Source organism: Nocardioides sp. R-C-SC26 (assembly GCF_021246465.1).
GTDB lineage: Bacteria > Actinomycetota > Actinomycetes > Propionibacteriales > Nocardioidaceae > Nocardioides.
In genome coordinates this window covers 39077-57647 of sequence record NZ_JAHRHK010000014.1, presented here as the reverse complement: position 1 = coordinate 57647, position 18571 = coordinate 39077, and the positions used below count along the sequence as shown (strand labels likewise).

Genomic DNA, 18571 nt, shown 5'->3' with positions numbered 1-18571 from the left:
GAGCGCCACTGCGGGCTCGCGGCCCGCTCACTGTAGGAGTTTGTGAACGCGAGAACAAAATGAACGACCGGACGGGCTAGCACACGTGAGAAGTGCCACACGCGGCGGGGGTCGTACCCAGGAGTCGTCCCCCCGACCGGCTCCGGAGGTCGGCCGGCGGCGCGGCGTCGATCAGGAGTCCGGAGCGGTGAGCGCCGCTCGCAGACGTCCGGCGTCGACGCGCCAGAAGTCGTGCTGTCGACCGTCGACGAAGGTCACGGGGACCTCGTCGGTGAACTGCCGCCGCAACGCCGGGTCGAAGCCGGGGTCGTCGATGAGGACGACCTCGTAGCGCTCACCGAGCGCGGCGCAGACCTCGCCGACGACCTCCTCCGCGATCTCGCACAGGTGGCATCCGGCGCGCGAGTAGACCCGGACCCGGGCCGCAGTGCTCACGAGACGGACCCGCCGGGCTCGTCGACCAGGCTGAGCGCCCGGCGCCGCTCGCGCCCTCGCAGCCGGCCCTTCTGCACCTTGCCGGTCATCGTGAGCGGCAGCTCCGCCACGACCTCGATCCGCCGGGGCACCTTGAAGCGAGCCAACCGCGCCTCGCAGGCCGCACGGACTGCCGCCTCGATCGCGGCGGGATCACGCTCGGGAGCGACCACGAAGCACAGCACCGCCTCCCCCGTGATCTCGTCGGGCATGCCGATCGCCGCGACGCCGCGTACACCGTCGACCTCGCCGACCACGGCCTCGATCTCGGCGGGGTAGACGTTGAACCCGGAGACGATCACCAGCTCCTTGACCCGGTCGACGAGCACGACATCCCCGCGGTCGTCGATGAAGCCGACATCGCCGGTGGACCACCACCCCTCGGCGTCGGGTCCATCGGCGCCGTCGGGCCAGTAGCCGCTGAACAGGTTCGGCCCCCGCAACTGGATCTCGCCGGGGTCGTCGCCCTCGACGGGACGGCCGTCGTCGTCCACAAGACGCAGATCGATACCGCCCAGCGGCGCACCGACCGAACCCACCCGCGGATCGTTCGAGCACAGCGTCGAGGTGACGACCGGCGCGGCCTCGGTCAGGCCGTAGCCCTGGTGGACCGGCACTCCGGTACGCGCACCGAACTCCTCGATCACCTCCGCGGAGAGGGGAGCCGAACCCGAGAGCACCATGCGGACCGGGCCGAGGCGACCCTCCAGGTCGACCCGGCTCCAGTGCGCGAACACCGGCGGCGCCGCGGGCACCACACTGATCGCCTCGTCGTCGATGAGGTCGAGGGTGTCCTGCGGGTCGAAGCGGTCGGCGAGGACGAGCTTGGCCCGATGGCGCAACACCGAACCGAGCACCGCATTCAACCCGTAGACGTGGAAGAGCGGCAGCACGCCGAGCACGACGTCGTCGCCGTGCACCATCGGCGGCTCGACCGCGGCCACCTGCTCGATGTTCGCCATCAGCGCGCGGTGGGTGAGCATCACGCCACGCGGCAGCCCGCTCGTGCCGCTGGTGTAGAGCAGCGCCGCGAGCAGCTCGTCGTCCAGCAGCGGCGGCGTCGGGCGTGCGGGCATGGCCCGCAGCTCGGCGTAGGACCTCTCCCCCTCGCGCAGCTCGACATCGACGACGACCGTGCGCAACGACGTCTGGCCGGCCGCTGTCGCGGCGTAGGCGTCGACGGCCTCGCGGACCGTCGTCGCGGCGTGGTCGTCGGTCACGACGAGACGCGGTGCGCAGTCGGCGAACAGCAACGCCAGCTCGGTCGGAGTGGCGCCCGGGTTGACCGGAACGGCGACACCGCGCGCCCGCAGCACGCCGAGATAGGTCGCGACGAACTCGAGACTGTTGCCGAGCACCATCACCACGCGGCTCCCGGCGAGGACGCCGAGCGTGGCCAGCCCGGTCGCGACGCGGCCGACCTCGTCCTCCAACTCACCCCAGGTGACCGAACGGCCGCTCGCCTCCACGATCGCGAGCCGATCCGGCGTCTGGGCGGCAGCGTCGCTGACGAGAGCGGAGACGTCAGCCGCAGGCATGGCGAGAGTGTAGTGAGCGCACGACGGGTCCGCTGGAGACTGCGTCCACCGCCTCCTCGGATCAGTACTGTGACGGCATGGCCCCCAGCGACCGGCCCCGGCGCCTCGATCTGCAACAGCGTTCGACGCTGGCCGGCGAGGCTGCGGCGGGGGGCGCCGGGGGGGGGGGCGCGCGCGGCCCCCCCCCCCCCCCCGCGGCGGCGGCGCTCTTCCCTGGGNGGGGGGGGGCCCGCGGCGGGGGCGGGGCGGGGGGGGGGGGGGGGGGCGCCCGCCGAGGTGGAGGCCGCGCTCGACCTCCCCCCCGACCCGTCGGCAGCGGCGTTCTTCGACGTCGACAACACCGTGATGCAGGGCGCGAGCATCTTCCACCTGGCGCGCGGCCTGCACCGGCGCAAGTTCTTCACCACCCGCGACATCGTCGGCGCGGCCTGGAAGCAGGCCTACTTCCGCGTCGTCGGGGTCGAGGACCCCGAGCACGTCGCCGAGGCCCGCACCTCGGCACTCGGCTTCATCGCCGGGCACACCGTCGCCGAGCTCGAGGAGCTGGGCGAGGAGATCTTCGACGAAGGCATGGCACACCGGATCTGGCCCGGCACCCGCGCGCTGGCCCAGCTCCACCTCGACCAGGGGCAACGCGTCTGGCTCGTGACCGCGGCGCCGATCGAGATCGCCCAGATCATCGCCCGACGCCTCGGGTTGACCGGGGCCATGGGCACGGTCGCCGAACACGTGGACGGCGTCTACACCGGGCACCTGGTCGGCGACATGCTCCACGGACCGGCCAAGGCCGTCGCCGTCCGAGCGATCGCCGAGCGGGAGGGGCTGGACCTGAGCCGCTGCTCGGCCTACTCCGACTCGGCCAACGACCTGCCGATGCTGTCACTGGTCGGCGACCCCGTTGCGATCAACCCCGATGCACGCCTGCGAGCCCACGCCCGCGAGCAGGGCTGGCGCATCCGGGACTACCGCACCGGCCGCAAGGCGGCCCGAGCCGGGCTCGTGGTGGGCGCCGCCGCCGGCGCCGTCAGCGGTTCGATCGCGGCCGGTGTCGCGCTCCGGCGACGCCGCGGCTGAGAGGTCGCCGAGAGGGGTTGTCGAACCCCACTCGCCACTCCGCGTTCACGACCTGGTATCGAATTTCTCCGTTCCCTGTGAGAAAGCCTCATTCTTCGCCTACCATCGCCGATGGCTCGCTTGAGGGATTTCAGGGGTGCGAGCCACCGGGGAGGGCGCCATGCCGGCACGGCCGCAACTGGCGCGTGGGCTCGACGCCCTACGCGCGGCCGTCGCGCATGCCCTGACGCCGTCGTGCACCGGCCCACTCCTGGCCCTTGCCGGGTCAGGCGACCTCCGCCCGACGCCTGCGCGTCCGACCGTCGGGCCCGCGCACCAGCACGGCATCGCCTGGTCCGTCGCCGACGACCTCACCCGCACCGTGGCGCCGTCTGGCGGCTCCGGAGCCGGATTCGGCGATGCCGACCTGGCGACCTCCTCGGAGAACTCCGAGGGCGACCGCGTGCGGATCATCGCGCTCGTCGAGCTGGCCCGCGGCGGCGACTCCGAGGCGTTCGGCCAGCTGTACGACCATTACCACGCCTCGGTCTACCGGTTCCTCTACTACCGGACGCGCTCGGCCACGATCGCCGAGGACCTCACCTCGGACACCTTCTTCCGCGCGCTGCGGAGCATGACGACCTTCCGCTGGCAGGGCAAGGACTTCGGCGCCTGGCTGATGACCATCGCGCGCAACCTCGCGACGGATCACTTCAAGGCCAGCCGCACCCGTCTCGAGCTGACCACCGACGACATGGGGGACCATGACGACGCGACCGACGGCCCCGAGACGGCGGTACTCAGCAGCCTGACCAACGAGCTCCTTCTGCAGGCGCTCACCCAGCTGCCCACCGAGCAGCGCGACTGTCTGGTGATGCGATTCCTCCAGGGCATGAGCATCGCCGAGACCGCCGACGTGCTCGGGCGGAGCGAGGGAGCGGTCAAGCAGCTGCAACTGCGCGGCGTCCGCAACCTGGCGAAGCTGATGCCGGAGGGGATCCGTGACTGAGATGCGATCCGTGATCCACCCAACATCGCCCGCCTCTGCCGTAACTCGGCGCCGGTCCGGTTCGTTGCACCAGGTGACAGGCTCCCCCGAAGCGATGACAGGACGATCGTCATGAACCCCGTGTTCCCGGCACGCCGACGTGCTGAGGAGTTCCACGCCCACCTCGAGCGCGGCGCCTCCGCCGGTGCCGAGTGGGACGAGCTTGCGGGAGTCGTCGCGGCGCTGCGCACCATCGAGCGCCCCGATCCCCGCCCGGAGTTCGCCGCGGACCTGCGGTCGCGCCTGATGGCAGCAGCCGAGAGCGCCCTCGCGCCCGACACCGCCGTCCAGCTCGCCGCCCGTCAGGCCCCGGCACCCGCGCGCAGCCGCCGCGATCGTCGTGTGGCGGCGACCGTGGGTGGCTTCGCGATCCTCAGCGCCGGCACCTCGATGGCCGTGGCGGCCCAGTCCGCGCTGCCGGGCGACACCCTCTACCCGCTCAAGCGAGCGATCGAGAACGCCCAGGCGGGCATCACCGACGGCGCGGACCAGAAGGGCACCGTCCTCCTCGACAACGCAGCCGGACGTCTGGACGAGATCGACCGGCTCACCCGCAACGGTGGTCAGGACGACGCCACCGTCATCGCCCGCACCCTCGACGACTTCGCACACCAGGCGACGCAGGCTTCGGACCTGCTGCTCGGTGACTACGCCGCCTCGGGCAGCGCGGCGGCCATCGAGGAACTGCGCACCTTCACGGCCACGAGCCTGGCGGCCCTGCGCGACCTGGAGTCGTCGGTGCCGCGTGAGGCACGTGCCGCCCTGATCGCGGCAGCGAAGGTGATCGGCCTCATCGAGCAGCAGGCCGCAAGCCTCTGCCCCAGCTGCTCCGACGCCCCCCTCGCCTCGCTCACCACGGCGGCCGCCGACCTCGGTGGGCTGGTGCGCGACATCGTCGAGAAGTCGACGTCCGCCGTCACCGCCTCGCAGGACGCACCGCGGCCCGCCAAGCAGCGCGGCAAGCGCCCCTCGAAGTCCACCCCGGCGTCGCCCGCCCCGGAGACCGCCTCCTCGCAGGAGGAGATCCCCCCGAGCCGCGCACTCCCCGGTCGCTCGACCGACGAGGCGTCCTCGACCAGCACCGGTCGGACCAACGACAACCCGTTGGGGGAGCTCGTGACCAACCTCGACACGGCGCCGATCACCGACCCGCTGACCGAGGCGCTCACCGAGACCCTGACCCAGGTCCAGGACCTGACGTCGGTGCTGCTCAACGGCAAGAAGTCCCAGAGGTAGGTCCGGGACGAGTTCGTCCGTCGCACTCCCCGGAGCGCGACGAGGTCATCGGGCGCGGGGTCAGCGGAAGATCGACTGCCGCTGCATGAGCAGCGAGTACAGCGTCTGCTGGATCGTCTCGCGCACCTGGTCGGTGACATCGAAGACCAGCATCGGGTCGTCGGCGGCACCCGGCTCGTACTCGTCGGTGCGGATCGGCTCGCCGAACTCCAGCAGCCACTTGGACGGCAGGGGCACCAGGCCCAGCGGGCCGAGCAGCGGGAACAGCGGCGTGATGGGGATGTAGGGCACCCCCAGCAGCCGGGCCAGGGAGGGGATGTTGCCGACCAGCGGGTAGATCTCCTCGGCTCCGACGACCGCGAGCGGGATGATCGGGACGCCGGTGCGCAATGCGGCGGAGACGAATCCGCCTCGACCGAAACGCTGCAGCTTGTAGCGGTCGGCGTACGGCTTGCCGATGCCCTTGAATCCCTCGGGCCACACGCCGACCAGCTCGCCACCGCGCAGCATCCGCTCGGCGTCCTCGCTGCAGGCCAGCGTGGCGCCGCCCTTCCGGGCAGCGGTGCTGACGATCGGCATCTTGAAGACCAGGTCAGCCCCGAGCGCGCGCAGGTTGCGGCCGGTGTGGTCGAAGACCGAGACCGCCGTCATCAACCCGTCGACGGGCACGGTGCCGGAGTGGTTCGAGACGACCAGCGCGCCGCCGGTCGTGGGAATGTTCTCCACCCCCCGCACCTCGATGCGGAACCACTTCTGCGCGATCGGACGCAGTGCCGCGATCAGGAACCGCTCGGTGATCTCGGGGTCGAAGCCGTACTCGTCGACGATGTAGTCGCCGGTGACGCGGCGGCGCAGGAACGCCAGGAACTCCGCGAGCTTGGGCTCCCACTGCTCGCCGAACAGCTCCACGGCAGCGTGCTGGAACGCTGCGAGCCATTCGCCGGTGGGGATGCCGCGCAGCGGGTGCCGCTCGCGCGTGGTGACCGCGGCGCGCTCGGCCTCGGCCAGCACGTCCGCGACCGGCGTCGGGCGCTGCTCGGCGGCTCGGCCACCCGGAGCCCCCGGACCGCGGTAGGGGCGAGCCTGCGGGCCTCCGCCCCCGGGCTGAGCATCGTGCGGGGTAGCGTCCGCTTCGGCCGGCGCATCGGGGTGCAGCGCGACCGGATCCTCGGCGGGTCGCTGAGAGTCCGCCTGCCTCTTCGCGGCGGACCTCGCCCCACCACCCTTGGACGGCGCGAGCCCACGCGCCGCGGACGAGGGCTGCTTGCCCGCGCCCCGACCCGGCCGGCCACGCGTGCCGATCGGAATGATCTCGGCGTCACCCATGTCGCTCACCTCGTCTCGACAGCCTCGACAGGACCCGTCGTCGTCGGCACCGAGGACGGCGGTGCGGCGGCGGCCCGGGAGAGCGCGGCCGTGCTCGGCAGCCGGTCGGCGACAGCGCCGAGCACCCGCTCGGTGCGGCCGCCCGTCGGCGTCAGGTCCCGGGCGAAGTCGGCGAACGCCTCCGCAGTGGTGAAGCGCGGCTGGAAGCCCAGCACGTCGCGCATCTGCGTCGTGTCGACGCCACGACCGTAGGTCAGGAACGCCTGCTGCTCGGGCGAGAAGTCGGCCAGACGCGCCGAACGCAGTGCCGACCCGACCCCGCCCACGGCGAAGCCGGGCAGCGGGATACCGGGACGCTGGAGACGGCGGAGCGCCTGCGAGAGCATCACGATGCCCTCGCCGGCGATGTTGAAGGTGCCGGCGACGTCGGACTCCAGGGCATGCCCGAGGACGTCGACGAGATCGTCCTCGTGCAGGAACTGCAGCCGCGCGTCGTATCCGAGCACGGTCGGGATGACCGGCAGGCGGAAGTACGACGTCAGCGGGCTGTCGACGTGCGGACCGATCACGTTGGCACACCGCAGCATCAGCACTCGGCAGTCGCCGCGACGGCGGGCGAAACCACGGACGTAGCCCTCGATCTCCGCGACGTCCTTGGCATAGCCCGCGCGCGGAGCGCGTCGGGGCTGCATGTCCTCGGTGAACATGGCCGGGTCGCGGTTGCTCGCGCCGTAGACCGTCGTCGTCGACTTGACGATGAGGTTCTGCACGCTCGGCGCCTTCTGGCACGCAGCGAGCAGCTGCATCGTGCCGATGACGTTGAGCTCCTTCATCGTGTTGCGTCCACCGGCGCTGCCGGGGGTCGCGATCACGCTCATGTGGACGACGGTGTCGACGTCCTCCTTGGCGATGACCTTGGCGATGACGGGGTTGCGGATATCGGCCCGGACGAACGAGACGTCGCCGATGTCACCGCGCGGGGGCACGACGTCGACCCCGATGACGCGGCGCACCGAGGGGTGCTCGGCGAGAGCGCGGGCGCAGCGACGTCCGAGGTCACGAGAGACCCCGGTGACCAGGACGACGTGACCGCCCTGGGGCGTACCCGCTGCGTCAGCCATCAGATCGCCGCCCGCGTCAACTCAGGAGTTCGGTGCCCGCAGCGTCACTTGCCGAGCTTGCGACGCTGCACGCGCGTCTTCTTGAGCAGCTTGCGGTGCTTCTTCTTCGCCATACGCTTGCGGCGCTTCTTGATGACAGAACCCACGACTACCGACTTTCCACGATGTACGGCGCCCGGGGGTGCCCGGACGATCCCGAAAGCCTAACCGGCGTGACCGAGGCGCGCGGAATCGGGCACCCCGAGATCCTGCGCCGACATCGGCCCACCGGCGCCTGCCGCGAGCCGCCCTCGAACGTCAGCCGGCGTTGTAGAAGCTCTTGCGCAGGTACTCGTCCACGTCGGACTCCTGGACACGGAAGGAACGGCCGACCCGCACGGCGGGCAGTTCGCCGCCGTGCACGAGCCGGTAGACCGTCATCTTCGAGACGCGCATCATGGTCGCGACTTCGGCGATGGTGAGGAACTTGGGGTCCGAGAGCCCTGAGGAGTGAGACACGGTGAGCACCAGATCTTTCTTAAGTACCCGCCACCGGCTTCCCCGCCGGCGTGACACGGGCACGACGAGCCTGAGAATAGGGCTAGATGTGACGCGTGGGGAAGACGTTACAGCAGAAACTTGTGAGGATCCGGCGTGTCACTCAGGGCATCGGATCGAGCCCGTGATACGGGAAGACCTCCATCCGGGTCGCATGGACGACCCGGTCGACCCATGCGGCGGGGTCGTACCCCTCCTCCCACGGCCGATAGGACGGCGTACGCCCGTCGGTCATCGTGGTCGGTGCCGCCCGACCGGCCCGTTCGCGCACGAACTCGCGCCAAGCCGCCGGCGTCGGGGTGTCCGGCGCGAGCGGCCGGCCGGCCACCGCCGCGAGCAGATGGGTCCACGCCCGCGGGGCGACGTGCACCAGCGCGTAGCCGCCACCGCCCGTCGCGACCCAGCGCCCACCTGCGGCCTCGTGCGCGAGGTCGTGCTGGGCCAGGTAGGCCTCGCGTTGACCGTCCACGCTCAGCATCAGGTGCGCGAGCGGGTCCTCGGCGTGAGAGTCGCAGCCGTGCTGGGTGACCAGCACCTCGGGCTCGAAGGCTCGCACCAGCGGCGGCACGACGGCGTGGAAGGCACGCAGCCACGCGGCGTCTCCCGTGCCCGGCGGGAGCGGCACGTTGACCGCCGAGCCGAGCGCCTCGGGGCCGCCGACGTCGCCGGTGTCACCGGTACCGGGGAAGAGGAACTGACCCGACTCGTGCAGCGAGATCGTGAGGACGCGTGGGTCGTCCCAGAACAGCCGCTCGACACCGTCGCCGTGGTGGACGTCGACGTCGACGTAGGCCACGCGCTGGGCGCCCTGGTCGAGCAGCCACTGGATGCCGACCGCGAGGTCGTTGTAGATGCAGAAGCCGGCAGCACGGTCGCGCATCGCGTGGTGCAGGCCGCCGGCGACGTTCGCGCTGTGCAGTGACTCGCCCGACCAGACCTGACGGAAAGCCTCGAGGCTGGCGCCGACGACGTGTGCGGCGGCATGGTGCATCCCGCGGAACACCGGGTTGTCGTCGGTGCCGAGGCCGTGCAGCTCCTCCCCGGGGCCCGGCCGCTCACCCATCCGCTGGACGGCCTCGATCAGCCGTGGGTCGTGCACCGTGGCGAGCTGGTCGAGGGTGGCGACCGGAGCGGGGACGGTGCGGAGACCGGCGCCACCGCCATCGCTCACGATCTCGAGCTGACGAGCCAGCTCGAGCGTCAGGTCGACCCGGATGGGCGCCATCGGGTGGTCAGGGCCGAAGTCGTACTCGGTCAACGTCGGGTCGAAGACGACCGTCGACGCTCCGGGACACTCCACACCGCGAGCCTATTCCAGCGCGCCGGAGGCTCGCCGCCCGTGCCCGCCTCGGCTGTGGGCGCAGTCGGGGCCGAACCAGGGTGATGGCAGGATCGCCGCGTGGTCAGGACACGGGGCGACCGGGCAGAGCGCGGCGACGTCATGATCCGGGACTGAGCGCGGCATGAGTGCCGACGTCGCCGTCACGCACCTTCCGCTCTGGCAACGGCTGTGGTGGCGCTTGGAGGTGCGGGCCGCCGTGGTCTACCTCGCGCTGCGCGTGGTCTCCGCGGTGCTGCTCAACTTGGCCGCGCGGGACCAGGAGTGGTTCCCGGGAGTGACGGGACCGCGTGAGGACGACATCGACCTCGCCATGTCCTGGGACGCGCAGTGGTACCAGCGGATCGCCGACGACGGCTACCCCGCCGAGATCCCCGTCGGTCCGGACGGCCGCGCCCAGCAGAACCCCTGGGCCTTCTATCCCCTGTTCCCGCTCTCGGCGCGCTGGGTGGGAGCGGCCACCGGTCTGGAGTTCGCGACGGTCGCCCCGCTGCTCGCGCTCCTCGCGGGCCTCGGCGCCGCGGTGCTGATGGCACGGTTGCTGGCCGATACCTGGGCCGGCGCCCTGGCCGGCGCAGGAGCAGGCGCAGGAACGGGAACGCTCACCGATGCCGAGCGCGGCCCGTCACGCCGACGTCTCCGGGACGGGGAACGGGTCGCCCTCGCCGCCGTCGCGGTGTGGGCCGCGTGCCCGGTCGCGCCGGCACTGCAGTTCGCCTACACCGAGTCCTACTCGATGCTGCTGCTCCTGGCCTATCTCCTCCTCCTGGTGCGCGAGCGATGGTGGGGCGCCGGCATGGTGGCGCTCGCGCTGGGTCTCACCCGCCCGATCGCCCTGCCCCTGGTGATCGTGGTGCTGGCCGCCCTGGCGCTGCGCTGGCACGCACGCCGCATCCGTCCGATCGGCCGCCGCGAGGGCGCCGCGATGCTCGGTGCCGCCGCCCTCACCGGGGGCTCGGGACTGCTGTGGACGACGCTCGCGTGGTGGGGCACCGGCGAGCGCGACGCCTATCCCCGCACCATGACGGCGTGGCGCGGGGTCGATGAGATCCAACCGTTCCGTCCGTGGCTCAACGCGATCGAGTGGGCCTGGACCTATCACGACCGGATCTGGGTGCTGCCCGCCCTGGCCATGATGGCGGCGGCCCTGTTCGTGCTCGTCACGCTGGTGCCGCGCGTCGCCCCGCGCATCGACGTCCGGCTCCGCGTGTGGTGCCTGGCCTACACGCTCTATCTGCTCGCCGTCGTCGACGGCACGACCAGCATCTTCCGCTACCTGCTACCGCTGTTCCCGCTGGCGATCGTGCTCGTCGGCGCAGCACGCGGTCGGGTGCGACCGGTCGCGCTCTGGTCGCTGACCGCCTTCTGGGTGCTGGTCGGCATCGCCGGGCAGATCGGCTGGATCCGCTGGCTGGTGCTGTTCAGCCCACCGTCGGACTTCCCGCCGTAGGGAATCGCAGGCTGTCGGGGATCGGGGGGGGGGGGAGATTCTCCGGTGTGCGGGTCCCGCCATTGGCTCTACTGTCGTCAGCATGAGCGCTGCTGAACTCGACGACCTCGCCGCGACCTTCTGGGACGACTTCCTGCGTGCTCGACCGACCGAGGCGCACCTGCTCGGCGACTATCGCTTCGCGAACGCCTACGAGCGCGCCGACCGCGCGAGCGAGGACGCCGACGTCGCGGCGCTGCGCGACGTCAGCGCTCGAGCCGCGGCGCTGGACGACGCCACGCTCGACGCCGCGGGCAGGCTGACCCGCGACGTGCTGGCGCACAGCGCTGCCTCCTACGCCGACGTCGCGGAGACGCGGCTCGCCGAGATCGATGCGGACCCGATCTTCGGCCCGCAGGTCGAGGTGCCGATCGTGCTGCCGATGCTCAACCTCCCCGATCGCGACGTCGCCGCCGCGATGGCCGACAAGCTGCGCGGCGTCGCACAGAACTACCGCGACCGGATCGAGCGGCTGCGCGAGGGCCTGGCCGCCGGGCGCACTCCCGCTGCGTTCGCCGTCGCCGACAGCGTGGAGCAGCTCGACGCCCAGCTGGCCTCGACGCTCGCCGACTCCCCCGTCGTCGCCGCGCTCCCCGCCCCGCCCGAGTCGATGAGCACGTCGGACGCGGAGGCGTGGCGCGAGCAGATGACGGGCGTCGGTCGCGTGGCCCTGCTCCCGGCGATGGCCGACTACCGCGACGCGCTGCGCGACGTGGTGCTGCCGCGCGGACGCTCCGACGAGCGGTGCGGCCTCGGCGCCATCCCGGACGGCGATCGGGCCTACGCGACGATGCTGCGGTTCTCGACCACGACCGACCTCACCGCGCAGCAGATCCACGACCTCGGCGTCGAGCAGGTCGCGCGACTCGCCGAGGAGTACCGCGCGCTCGGGCCCGCCGTCGTCGGGAGCGACGACCTGGCCACCATCTTCGATGCGATGCGCCACGACCCGGCGCTGCACTTCACCGACGGCCAGCAGATGGTGACGGCATCGGAGGTCGCGATGGCGCGCGCGTGGGAGGCGATGCCGGCGTGGTTCGAGGTGCTCCCGCAGGCGCCGTGCGCGGTGCAGGGCACCGAGTCGGGTCCCAAGGCCTTCTACTTCCCGCCGTCGGCCGACGGGTCGCGCGGTGGCACGTTCTTCATCAACACCGACGACCCCGGCTCCTGGGGCACCTTCGAGCTGGAGTCGATGGCCTTCCACGAGGGCATCCCGGGGCACCACCTGCAGCTGACGATCGCCGCCGAGCTCGCCGGCGTCCCGGAGTTCCGCAAGCACCTGCACAACAACGCCTATGCCGAGGGCTGGGGGCTCTACACCGAGCGGCTGGCCGACGAGATGGGGCTGTACTCCGGGCCGATCGACCGGATCGGCATGCTTGCCGCCGACTCGATGCGGGCCTGCCGGCTCGTCGTCGACACCGGCTTGCACGCGCTGGGGTGGAGCCGCGACCAGGCCGTCCGGTACATGGTGGAGAACTCGCCGCTGGCCGAGGCGATGGTGCGTCCGGAGATCGATCGCTACATCTGCACGCCGGGGCAGGCCACCAGCTACATGGTCGGCCGTCTGGAGATCCAGCGGATCCGCGCCGCCGCGGAGGCGCGCCAGGGTGCGCGCTTCGACATCAGGGCGTTCCACTCCGCCGTCCTCGACAACGGCTCGCTGCCGCTCGGCGTCCTCGACGAGGTGGTGCGGGAGCGGCTGCCCGCCTAGCGGTCTCGAGACGGTCGCAGGGCGACCTCCTCGACCACCGAGGTTCCCAGCGCCAACCCGATCAGTGTCAGGCGGTGAGGTGGTGCGCATAGCACCACCGCCAGTCCTCGCCGGCCTCGGCGGACTGCATCACCGGGTGGCCGCTGTCGTGGAAGTGCGCCGTGGCGTGCTGACCGGGCGAGGAGTCGCAGCACCCGACATGGCCGCAGTCCAGGCAGCGGCGCAACGCCACCCACCGGGTGCCGTCGGCCAGGCAGCGCGCGCAGGAGTCGGCGCCGTCCGCGGCGTCGGGGTCGACGGGATGGGAGAGCAGATGGTCGCACTCGTCCATCGGACGACGAGTGCGCGCCGTCGAGCGAACCTCGGCCCGCTCCTCGGTGGCGACGTCGAGCATGGACTCCTCCACATCGAGCAGCGCGAGCACATCGGCCACGACGTCGGCGGGCGTCGTGCCCGAGGATCGGATCTGCAGCACCCGCTCCCGCTCGGCCTCGATCATGGCCAGGCGCACCCGGGCATACAGGTCGCTCGGCGACTCCTCGTCGACGGTGGTGCTGAGCCGCTCCCACGCGGCGAAGTTCCGCTGGTCGACCCGCTGGCGGATCAGCTCCACGACGCCGTGCGGATCGTCGATGCCCATCGACTCGAGTCTCGCGAGCCCGGACTTGGAGGCCTGCTGGAGCAGCGTCGCTCGAGCCAGAGCATCGTCGAGCGGGTCGGGTGAGGGCACCCGCAAGCGTCGCGCGATCCAGGGCAGCGAGAGGCCCTGGATGAGGAGCGTGCCCGCGACCACGGTGAAGGCGACCAGCAGCAGCACCTCCCGATGCTCGGTCTCGACCGGGATCACGAAGGCTGCGGCGAGCGTGACGACGCCGCGCATGCCTGCCCAGCCCAGCAGGAAGGTGTAGGACGGCGGCGGGAGCTGACCGCTGTCGGGGTCGGCACTCGGTCGCACGATGAGGTACCGGGCCGGGAAGACCCACAACATCCGCAACACCACGACGGCGACCAGCGTCAGCCCGCAGACCGCGACGACGCGGCCGCCCGAGAGCGAGCTGCGCCCGACGTCCTCGATGAGGCTGGCGGCCTGCAGGCCGATGAGCAGGAAGACCGCGTTCTCGAGGACGAACGCGATGGTGCGCCAGTTGGTGCGCTCCGCCACTCGCGACTGCGCGCTCTGCAGGAGCGGCGCCTTGTGCCCCAGGAAGAGACCGGCGATCACGACGGCGATGACGCCCGAGGCGTGCACCTCCTCGGCGATCACGTAGGCGGCGAAGGGCACGACGAGCGAGAGCGCCGTGTCGATGAGGTGGTCGTGGATCCGCCGCCGCACCTTGGCCACGACCAGGAACACCGCGACGCCCGTCACGACGCCGCCCCCGGCCGCGACCAGGAAGTCACGGCCGACCTCGGTGGCGGTGATGCCGACGCCGCCCGCGGCGATCGCCGTCCGGAGCGCGACCAGGGCCGTCGCGTCGTTGAGCAGCGACTCGCCCTCCAGGATCGTCACGATCCGGCGCGGCAGACCGATACGCCGTCCGACGGCGGTCGCTGCGACGGCGTCCGGCGGGGCCACGACGGCGCCGATGGCGAACGCCGCCGCCCAGCCGACCCCCGGCACGAGCGAGTGCACCACCAGTGCCACGCCGGCGGTGGTGAAGACCACCAGCCCGACCGAGAGCAGCAGGATGGGCCGGCGGTTGGCGTTGAAGTCGACGAGCGAGGTGGACAGGGCCGCGGAGTAGAGCAGCGGCGGGAGCAGTCCGAGCAGCACGACCTCGGCCTCCAGGTGCACCTCCGGCATGCCCGGCAGGTAGGAGGCGACCGTGCCCACGACGATCAGGCTCAACGGCGCCGGGATGCCGGCCCGTTCGGACAGCCCGGTGACCACGAGCACCGCCACGGCCAGGCCCACCAGGATCAGCGCGATCTCCACAGGAGCAGTGTGCTCCGCTCAGCCTGGATCCGCCGATTGTCGAGCCTGTCGAGACCCCCGCCACCGGTGGTCGAGCCTGTCGAGACCCCCACCGCATCTCGACAAGCTCGATGACCGGCCGGCCCGGTGGTCGAGCCTGTCGAGACTCTCAGCCGCCGAGGGCGAGGGCGCGGAGCCGCTCATCGAGGTCGCGCCGGTTGTCGCGACGGACCCGCACCTCGACGACGTCGATGCCGCCGTTGGGCGTCGCAAGGGCCTGCTCGAGCTCGGCGAGGCTCTCCACCCGCCAGTGCGGCGTCCGCGACGCCGCGCAGAGCCCGGCCAGGTCGACGCCGTGCGGTGCGGCGAAGAGTGCCTCGAATCTGTCGGCGTGCTCGGACGCGCCCTGCTCGAGCATCGCGAAGATCGAGCCGCCGTCGTCGTTGACGACCACGATCGTCAGGTCGGGCTCGGGCTGACCGGGACCGAGGAGGAGCCCGTTGGCGTCGTGCAGGAACGTGACGTCGCCCATCAGCGCGATCGCGCGGCTGGAGTCGCGGCGTCCGAGGGCTGCGCCGATCGCGGTGGAGACCACCCCGTCGATGCCCGAGAGACCACGGTTGGCGATGACCTTGCGACGCTGGCCGACGGGATACGGCGCGGCCATCAGGTCGAGGTCGCGGATCGGGCTGGACGGGCCGAGGACCAGCAACCCCTCAGGCGGCAGCGCCCGGCTGACCGCCCCAGCGACCTCGTACGGCGTGAGGTCGGGCTCGGCGGACAGGACGGCGTCGATGCGTCGTGCGAGGTCGCGGTCGGCGGTGCGCCAGGACTCCAGCCACGGGGCGTTGGCCGCGTCGAGGCTCGGCACGACGACGTCCTCGACCGATGCCGCGACCGGGAACGGACGTCGTGCCGCGGCGCCAGGGCCGGGCAGGGCGATGACCTCGACGTCCTCCCGCGCGAGAAGTCGGGCGACCGGTCGCGAGAGGGTCGGCCGCCCGGCGACGACGACCCGCTCGATCTGCCGTCCGAGGTCGGTGCCGAGCAGCAGCCGGTAGGTGCGCAGCGCCGGACCGGTGCGCGAGCCGCTGCTCGGCTCGGCGAGGAGCGGCCAGCCTCCCGTCTCGGCGATCCGGCGGGCCTGTGGGCCCGCGTCGTCACCGGCGACGACGACGGTCCGCGGTCCGAGCGGCAGCGGCGTGGCGGTGACCAGTCGCTCCGGGCGACGCGAGTGCGGCGGAGCAGACGGCGTCCAGGGCGACGTCCCCTCCGGCATCAGCGGGTCGTCCAGCTGCACGTTGAGATGCGTGGGGCCCTCGGCGGTCGAGATCGTCGGTCCCCCCAGGTGGGCCACGTCGTCCAGGTCGGCCAGGTCGTGCCACGGCACGAGAGGTCCGAAGATCGCGGGCTGCTCGGTCGTTTGGTTGGCCGAGGTGCCGCGGAGGCGGGCGGGCCGGTCCGCGGTCACGAAGACGACGGACACGCCGGCGTGGGCGGCCTCCAGCGCGGCCGGGTGGAGGTTGGCCACGGCGGTGCCGGAGGTGCAGATCACCGCGGCGCGACTGTGCTCGCGGGTCAGGCCGAGCGCGAGGAACCCGGCGCTGCGCTCGTCGAGGCGGGTGTGCAGGCGCAGCAGGCCCGCCGTCGCGGCGTCGAAGGCGGCGAACGTCAGCGGTGCGTTGCGGCTGCCCGGCGCGATCACGATCTCGCGCACGCCGACGTCGATGAGCCGCTGCACGACGGCGCGTGCCAGCGCGGTCGCGGTCATCGGCGGTACCGGTGGGGCTCGGATCGGGACTGCACGGCCGCCAGTCTGGCCGACCACCACGCCACGCGCTCGGGCGAGGCGGCGAGTCGGTCGAGCGCGGCGTCGTCGACCACGGGCCGGCCCACCGGCAGCACCCCGTCGACCGGCAGCAGCGGCGGCACACCGACGTCGTCGGTGAGCAGCTGCACCGTGGCGAGGCCGCAGGCGTAGGGCAGCTCGGGCAGGGCGGCGGCGAGCGCCACCCCCGCGGCGATCCCGACGCTGGTCTCGAGCGCGGAGGAGACGACGACGGGCAGAGCGATCTCCTCGGCGATGCGCAGGCAGGCGTGCACACCACCGAGCGGCTGCACCTTGAGAACGGCGATGTCGGCGGCCTCCAGATCGCGCACCCGGTAGGGGTCGGCCGCACGGCGGATCGACTCGTCCGCCGCGATCGGCACGCCGACCCGACGGCGGGCGGGGGGGAGAGCCTCGGCGCCGGCGACCGGCTGCTCGGCGTACTCCAGACCTCCGGCGGCGCGGTCCAGCGCACGGATCGCGGCGACGGCGGTGTCGACGTCCCAGGCGCCGTTCGCGTCGATCCGGACAGCTCCGGCCGGACCGATGGCGTCGCGGACGGCTTCGAGGCGCGCCTCGTCGTCGGCGAGGCTCTGGCCGGGTTCGGCGACCTTCACCTTGGCGGTCGCGCAACCACCCCGCACGACGATGTCGTGCGCGACCTCGGGCCCGACGGCGGGCACCGTCACGTTCACCGGGACGACGTCGCGCAGCGGCGTCGGCCAGTCACCGGCGGCCGCCTCGCGGGCGCAGGCGAGCCACGGCGCCGCGACCTCGTCGTCGTACTCCAGGAACGGGCTCCACTCCCCCCACCCGGCTGCACCCTGCGCTGCCTCCCGCCCGGGAAGGAGCACGACCTCGCGGGTGGTGATGCCACGGAAGCGGGTGCGCAGCGGGATGGCGAGCACTCTCATCGCGCGGCTCGTTCGGCCAGTGAGGTGAGCGCGAGGCGGTCGGGCTTGCCGTTCGGCAGGAGCGGAATCGCAGGGACCGGCACGACCTGCCGCGGCGCCCAGGCTCGCGGATGCGCCAGCGCGACCCAGGCCCGCAGCGCGTCGGCGGACGCCGTGCCCACCACGAACGCGACCAGCCGCTGCCCCCACTCCTCGTCGTGCACACCGAGCACCTCGGCCGCGTCGACGTCGGGGTGCGCACGCAGGCGCGCCGCCACCGCAGGGCCGGGCACGTTCAGACCGCCGCTGACCACGACGTCGTCCATCCGGCCGAGGACCCGCAGGCGTCCCTCGTCGTCGAGCTCGCCGGCGTCGCTCGTGCGGAACCAGCCGTCGACGAACGACTCGGCCTGCAGGTGGGGGGCGTCGAGGTAGCCGTCGGCGAGCACCGGACCGCCGAGCCGGATGCGCCCGTCGGCCTCCAGGTCCACGCGGACGCCGTCGAGGGCCAGGCCGTCGTAGACACAGCCGCCCGCCGTCTCCGCCGCGCCGTACGTGGCCACGACGCGGATGCCGGCGGCGGCGGCACGCCCGCGCAGGGCCGGGTCGATCGGCCCACCGCCGAGCAGCACGGTGTGGGCCCGGGACAGGGCCGACGTCTCGTGCGGGTCGTCGAGGAGGCGGTGCAGCTGGGTGGGCACCAGCGAGGTGAACCAGCCGGTGCCCTCGGGCCACTCGAGCGCCGGCACGTGCCCGGCCAGCAGCGAGCGGCAGACCACCTGGAGGCCGGCCACGTAGTCGACCGGAACCTTGAGCACCCACCGACCCTGGTCGCCGAGACGCGTCGTCGTGGCGGAGGCCGAGGCGAGCACCGCCCGGCGGGAGAGCACCACCCGTTTGGGAGCACCGGTCGAGCCGGAGGTCTCGATGATCCACGGCGGAGGATCGGCAGCCTCCAGCCACGCAGCCGCGCGGGCGACGACGTCGTCCACGTGGTCGGGCTGATCGGGCATGCCTGGACGTTAGTGGTTCCGCGGAGAGGGGCTGTCGTGGTGGGCGT

The 18571-nt window shown here is 72.4% G+C and carries 16 protein-coding genes; 5 read left to right on the top strand and 11 right to left on the bottom strand.

The genetic code is table 11. From position 1 onward, the window contains the following. Window positions 1-171: 171 nt before the first annotated feature. Entirely contained in the window at window positions 172-435 is a 264-nt protein-coding gene (locus KSO97_RS13310; RefSeq protein ID WP_232679660.1) for a glutaredoxin family protein, read from the bottom strand. Beyond that, window positions 432-2012, bottom strand: coding sequence for a class I adenylate-forming enzyme family protein (locus tag KSO97_RS13305; RefSeq protein ID WP_232679658.1), 1581 nt, complete (start codon window positions 2010-2012; stop codon window positions 432-434). Before KSO97_RS13305 ends, KSO97_RS13310 begins: the two co-directional genes overlap by 4 nt. A gap of 276 nt (window positions 2013-2288) precedes the next feature. On the opposite strand from KSO97_RS13305, the gene KSO97_RS13300 reads away from it, so the two are divergent. The 3 genes from KSO97_RS13300 (at window position 2289) to KSO97_RS13290 (ending at window position 5349) form a co-directional block, all read left to right on the top strand. Continuing rightward, window positions 2289-3086 (top strand): HAD family phosphatase, encoded by a 798-nt coding sequence (locus tag KSO97_RS13300; protein WP_232679657.1) that lies wholly within the window; start codon window positions 2289-2291, stop codon window positions 3084-3086. A 160-nt stretch (window positions 3087-3246) separates the two neighbouring features. Next, entirely contained in the window at window positions 3247-4074 is an 828-nt protein-coding gene (locus KSO97_RS13295) for a sigma-70 family RNA polymerase sigma factor (protein WP_232679655.1), read from the top strand. Between the two features lie 111 nt (window positions 4075-4185). Beyond that, complete coding sequence (locus KSO97_RS13290) at window positions 4186-5349, top strand: DUF5667 domain-containing protein (protein WP_232679653.1); 1164 nt, start codon at window positions 4186-4188, stop codon at window positions 5347-5349. Between the two features lie 60 nt (window positions 5350-5409). Here KSO97_RS13290 and KSO97_RS13285 read toward each other — a convergent pair whose 3' ends face one another. The 5 genes from KSO97_RS13285 to KSO97_RS13265 all read right to left on the bottom strand — a co-directional run bounded on the left by KSO97_RS13285 (window position 5410) and on the right by KSO97_RS13265 (window position 9633). Then, entirely contained in the window at window positions 5410-6675 is a 1266-nt protein-coding gene (locus tag KSO97_RS13285; protein ID WP_232679651.1) for a lysophospholipid acyltransferase family protein, read from the bottom strand. 5 nt (window positions 6676-6680) lie between these two features. Continuing rightward, window positions 6681-7796, bottom strand: coding sequence for an NAD-dependent epimerase/dehydratase family protein (locus tag KSO97_RS13280; RefSeq protein ID WP_232679649.1), 1116 nt, complete (start codon window positions 7794-7796; stop codon window positions 6681-6683). A 44-nt stretch (window positions 7797-7840) separates the two neighbouring features. Then, window positions 7841-7942 carry a 30S ribosomal protein bS22 gene (locus KSO97_RS13275; RefSeq protein ID WP_008356322.1) on the bottom strand — a complete coding sequence of 34 codons (102 nt, stop codon included), beginning with the start codon at window positions 7940-7942 and terminating at the stop codon, window positions 7841-7843. A 151-nt stretch (window positions 7943-8093) separates the two neighbouring features. Then, window positions 8094-8303 carry a helix-turn-helix domain-containing protein gene (locus KSO97_RS13270; protein WP_308188304.1) on the bottom strand — a complete coding sequence of 70 codons (210 nt, stop codon included), beginning with the start codon at window positions 8301-8303 and terminating at the stop codon, window positions 8094-8096. 133 nt (window positions 8304-8436) lie between these two features. After that, window positions 8437-9633, bottom strand: a complete 1197-nt coding sequence (locus KSO97_RS13265) for an acetoin utilization protein AcuC (RefSeq protein ID WP_232679647.1) — start codon at window positions 9631-9633, stop codon at window positions 8437-8439. Between the two features lie 163 nt (window positions 9634-9796). On the opposite strand from KSO97_RS13265, the gene KSO97_RS13260 reads away from it, so the two are divergent. Both KSO97_RS13260 and KSO97_RS13255 read left to right on the top strand, forming a co-directional pair. Further along, on the top strand, window positions 9797-11122 hold the full coding sequence (locus KSO97_RS13260) for a hypothetical protein (protein ID WP_232679645.1): 1326 nt from the start codon (window positions 9797-9799) through the stop codon (window positions 11120-11122). A gap of 82 nt (window positions 11123-11204) precedes the next feature. Then, on the top strand, window positions 11205-12875 hold the full coding sequence (locus tag KSO97_RS13255) for a DUF885 family protein (protein ID WP_232679643.1): 1671 nt from the start codon (window positions 11205-11207) through the stop codon (window positions 12873-12875). 67 nt (window positions 12876-12942) lie between these two features. On the opposite strand, the gene KSO97_RS13250 is transcribed toward KSO97_RS13255, so the two are convergent. The 4 genes from KSO97_RS13250 to KSO97_RS13235 all read right to left on the bottom strand — a co-directional run bounded on the left by KSO97_RS13250 (window position 12943) and on the right by KSO97_RS13235 (window position 18524). Beyond that, complete coding sequence (locus KSO97_RS13250) at window positions 12943-14811, bottom strand: Na+/H+ antiporter (RefSeq protein ID WP_232679641.1); 1869 nt, start codon at window positions 14809-14811, stop codon at window positions 12943-12945. Between the two features lie 148 nt (window positions 14812-14959). Further along, window positions 14960-16561, bottom strand: a complete 1602-nt coding sequence (menD, locus tag KSO97_RS13245; protein WP_232679639.1) for a 2-succinyl-5-enolpyruvyl-6-hydroxy-3-cyclohexene-1-carboxylic-acid synthase — start codon at window positions 16559-16561, stop codon at window positions 14960-14962. Next, window positions 16558-17532: an o-succinylbenzoate synthase gene (locus tag KSO97_RS13240; protein ID WP_232679637.1), complete on the bottom strand. Its 975-nt coding sequence runs from the start codon at window positions 17530-17532 to the stop codon at window positions 16558-16560. Before KSO97_RS13240 ends, menD begins: the two co-directional genes overlap by 4 nt. After that, window positions 17529-18524: an AMP-binding protein gene (locus KSO97_RS13235; RefSeq protein WP_232679635.1), complete on the bottom strand. Its 996-nt coding sequence runs from the start codon at window positions 18522-18524 to the stop codon at window positions 17529-17531. Before KSO97_RS13235 ends, KSO97_RS13240 begins: the two co-directional genes overlap by 4 nt. Between the last annotated feature and the right edge of the window lie 47 nt (window positions 18525-18571).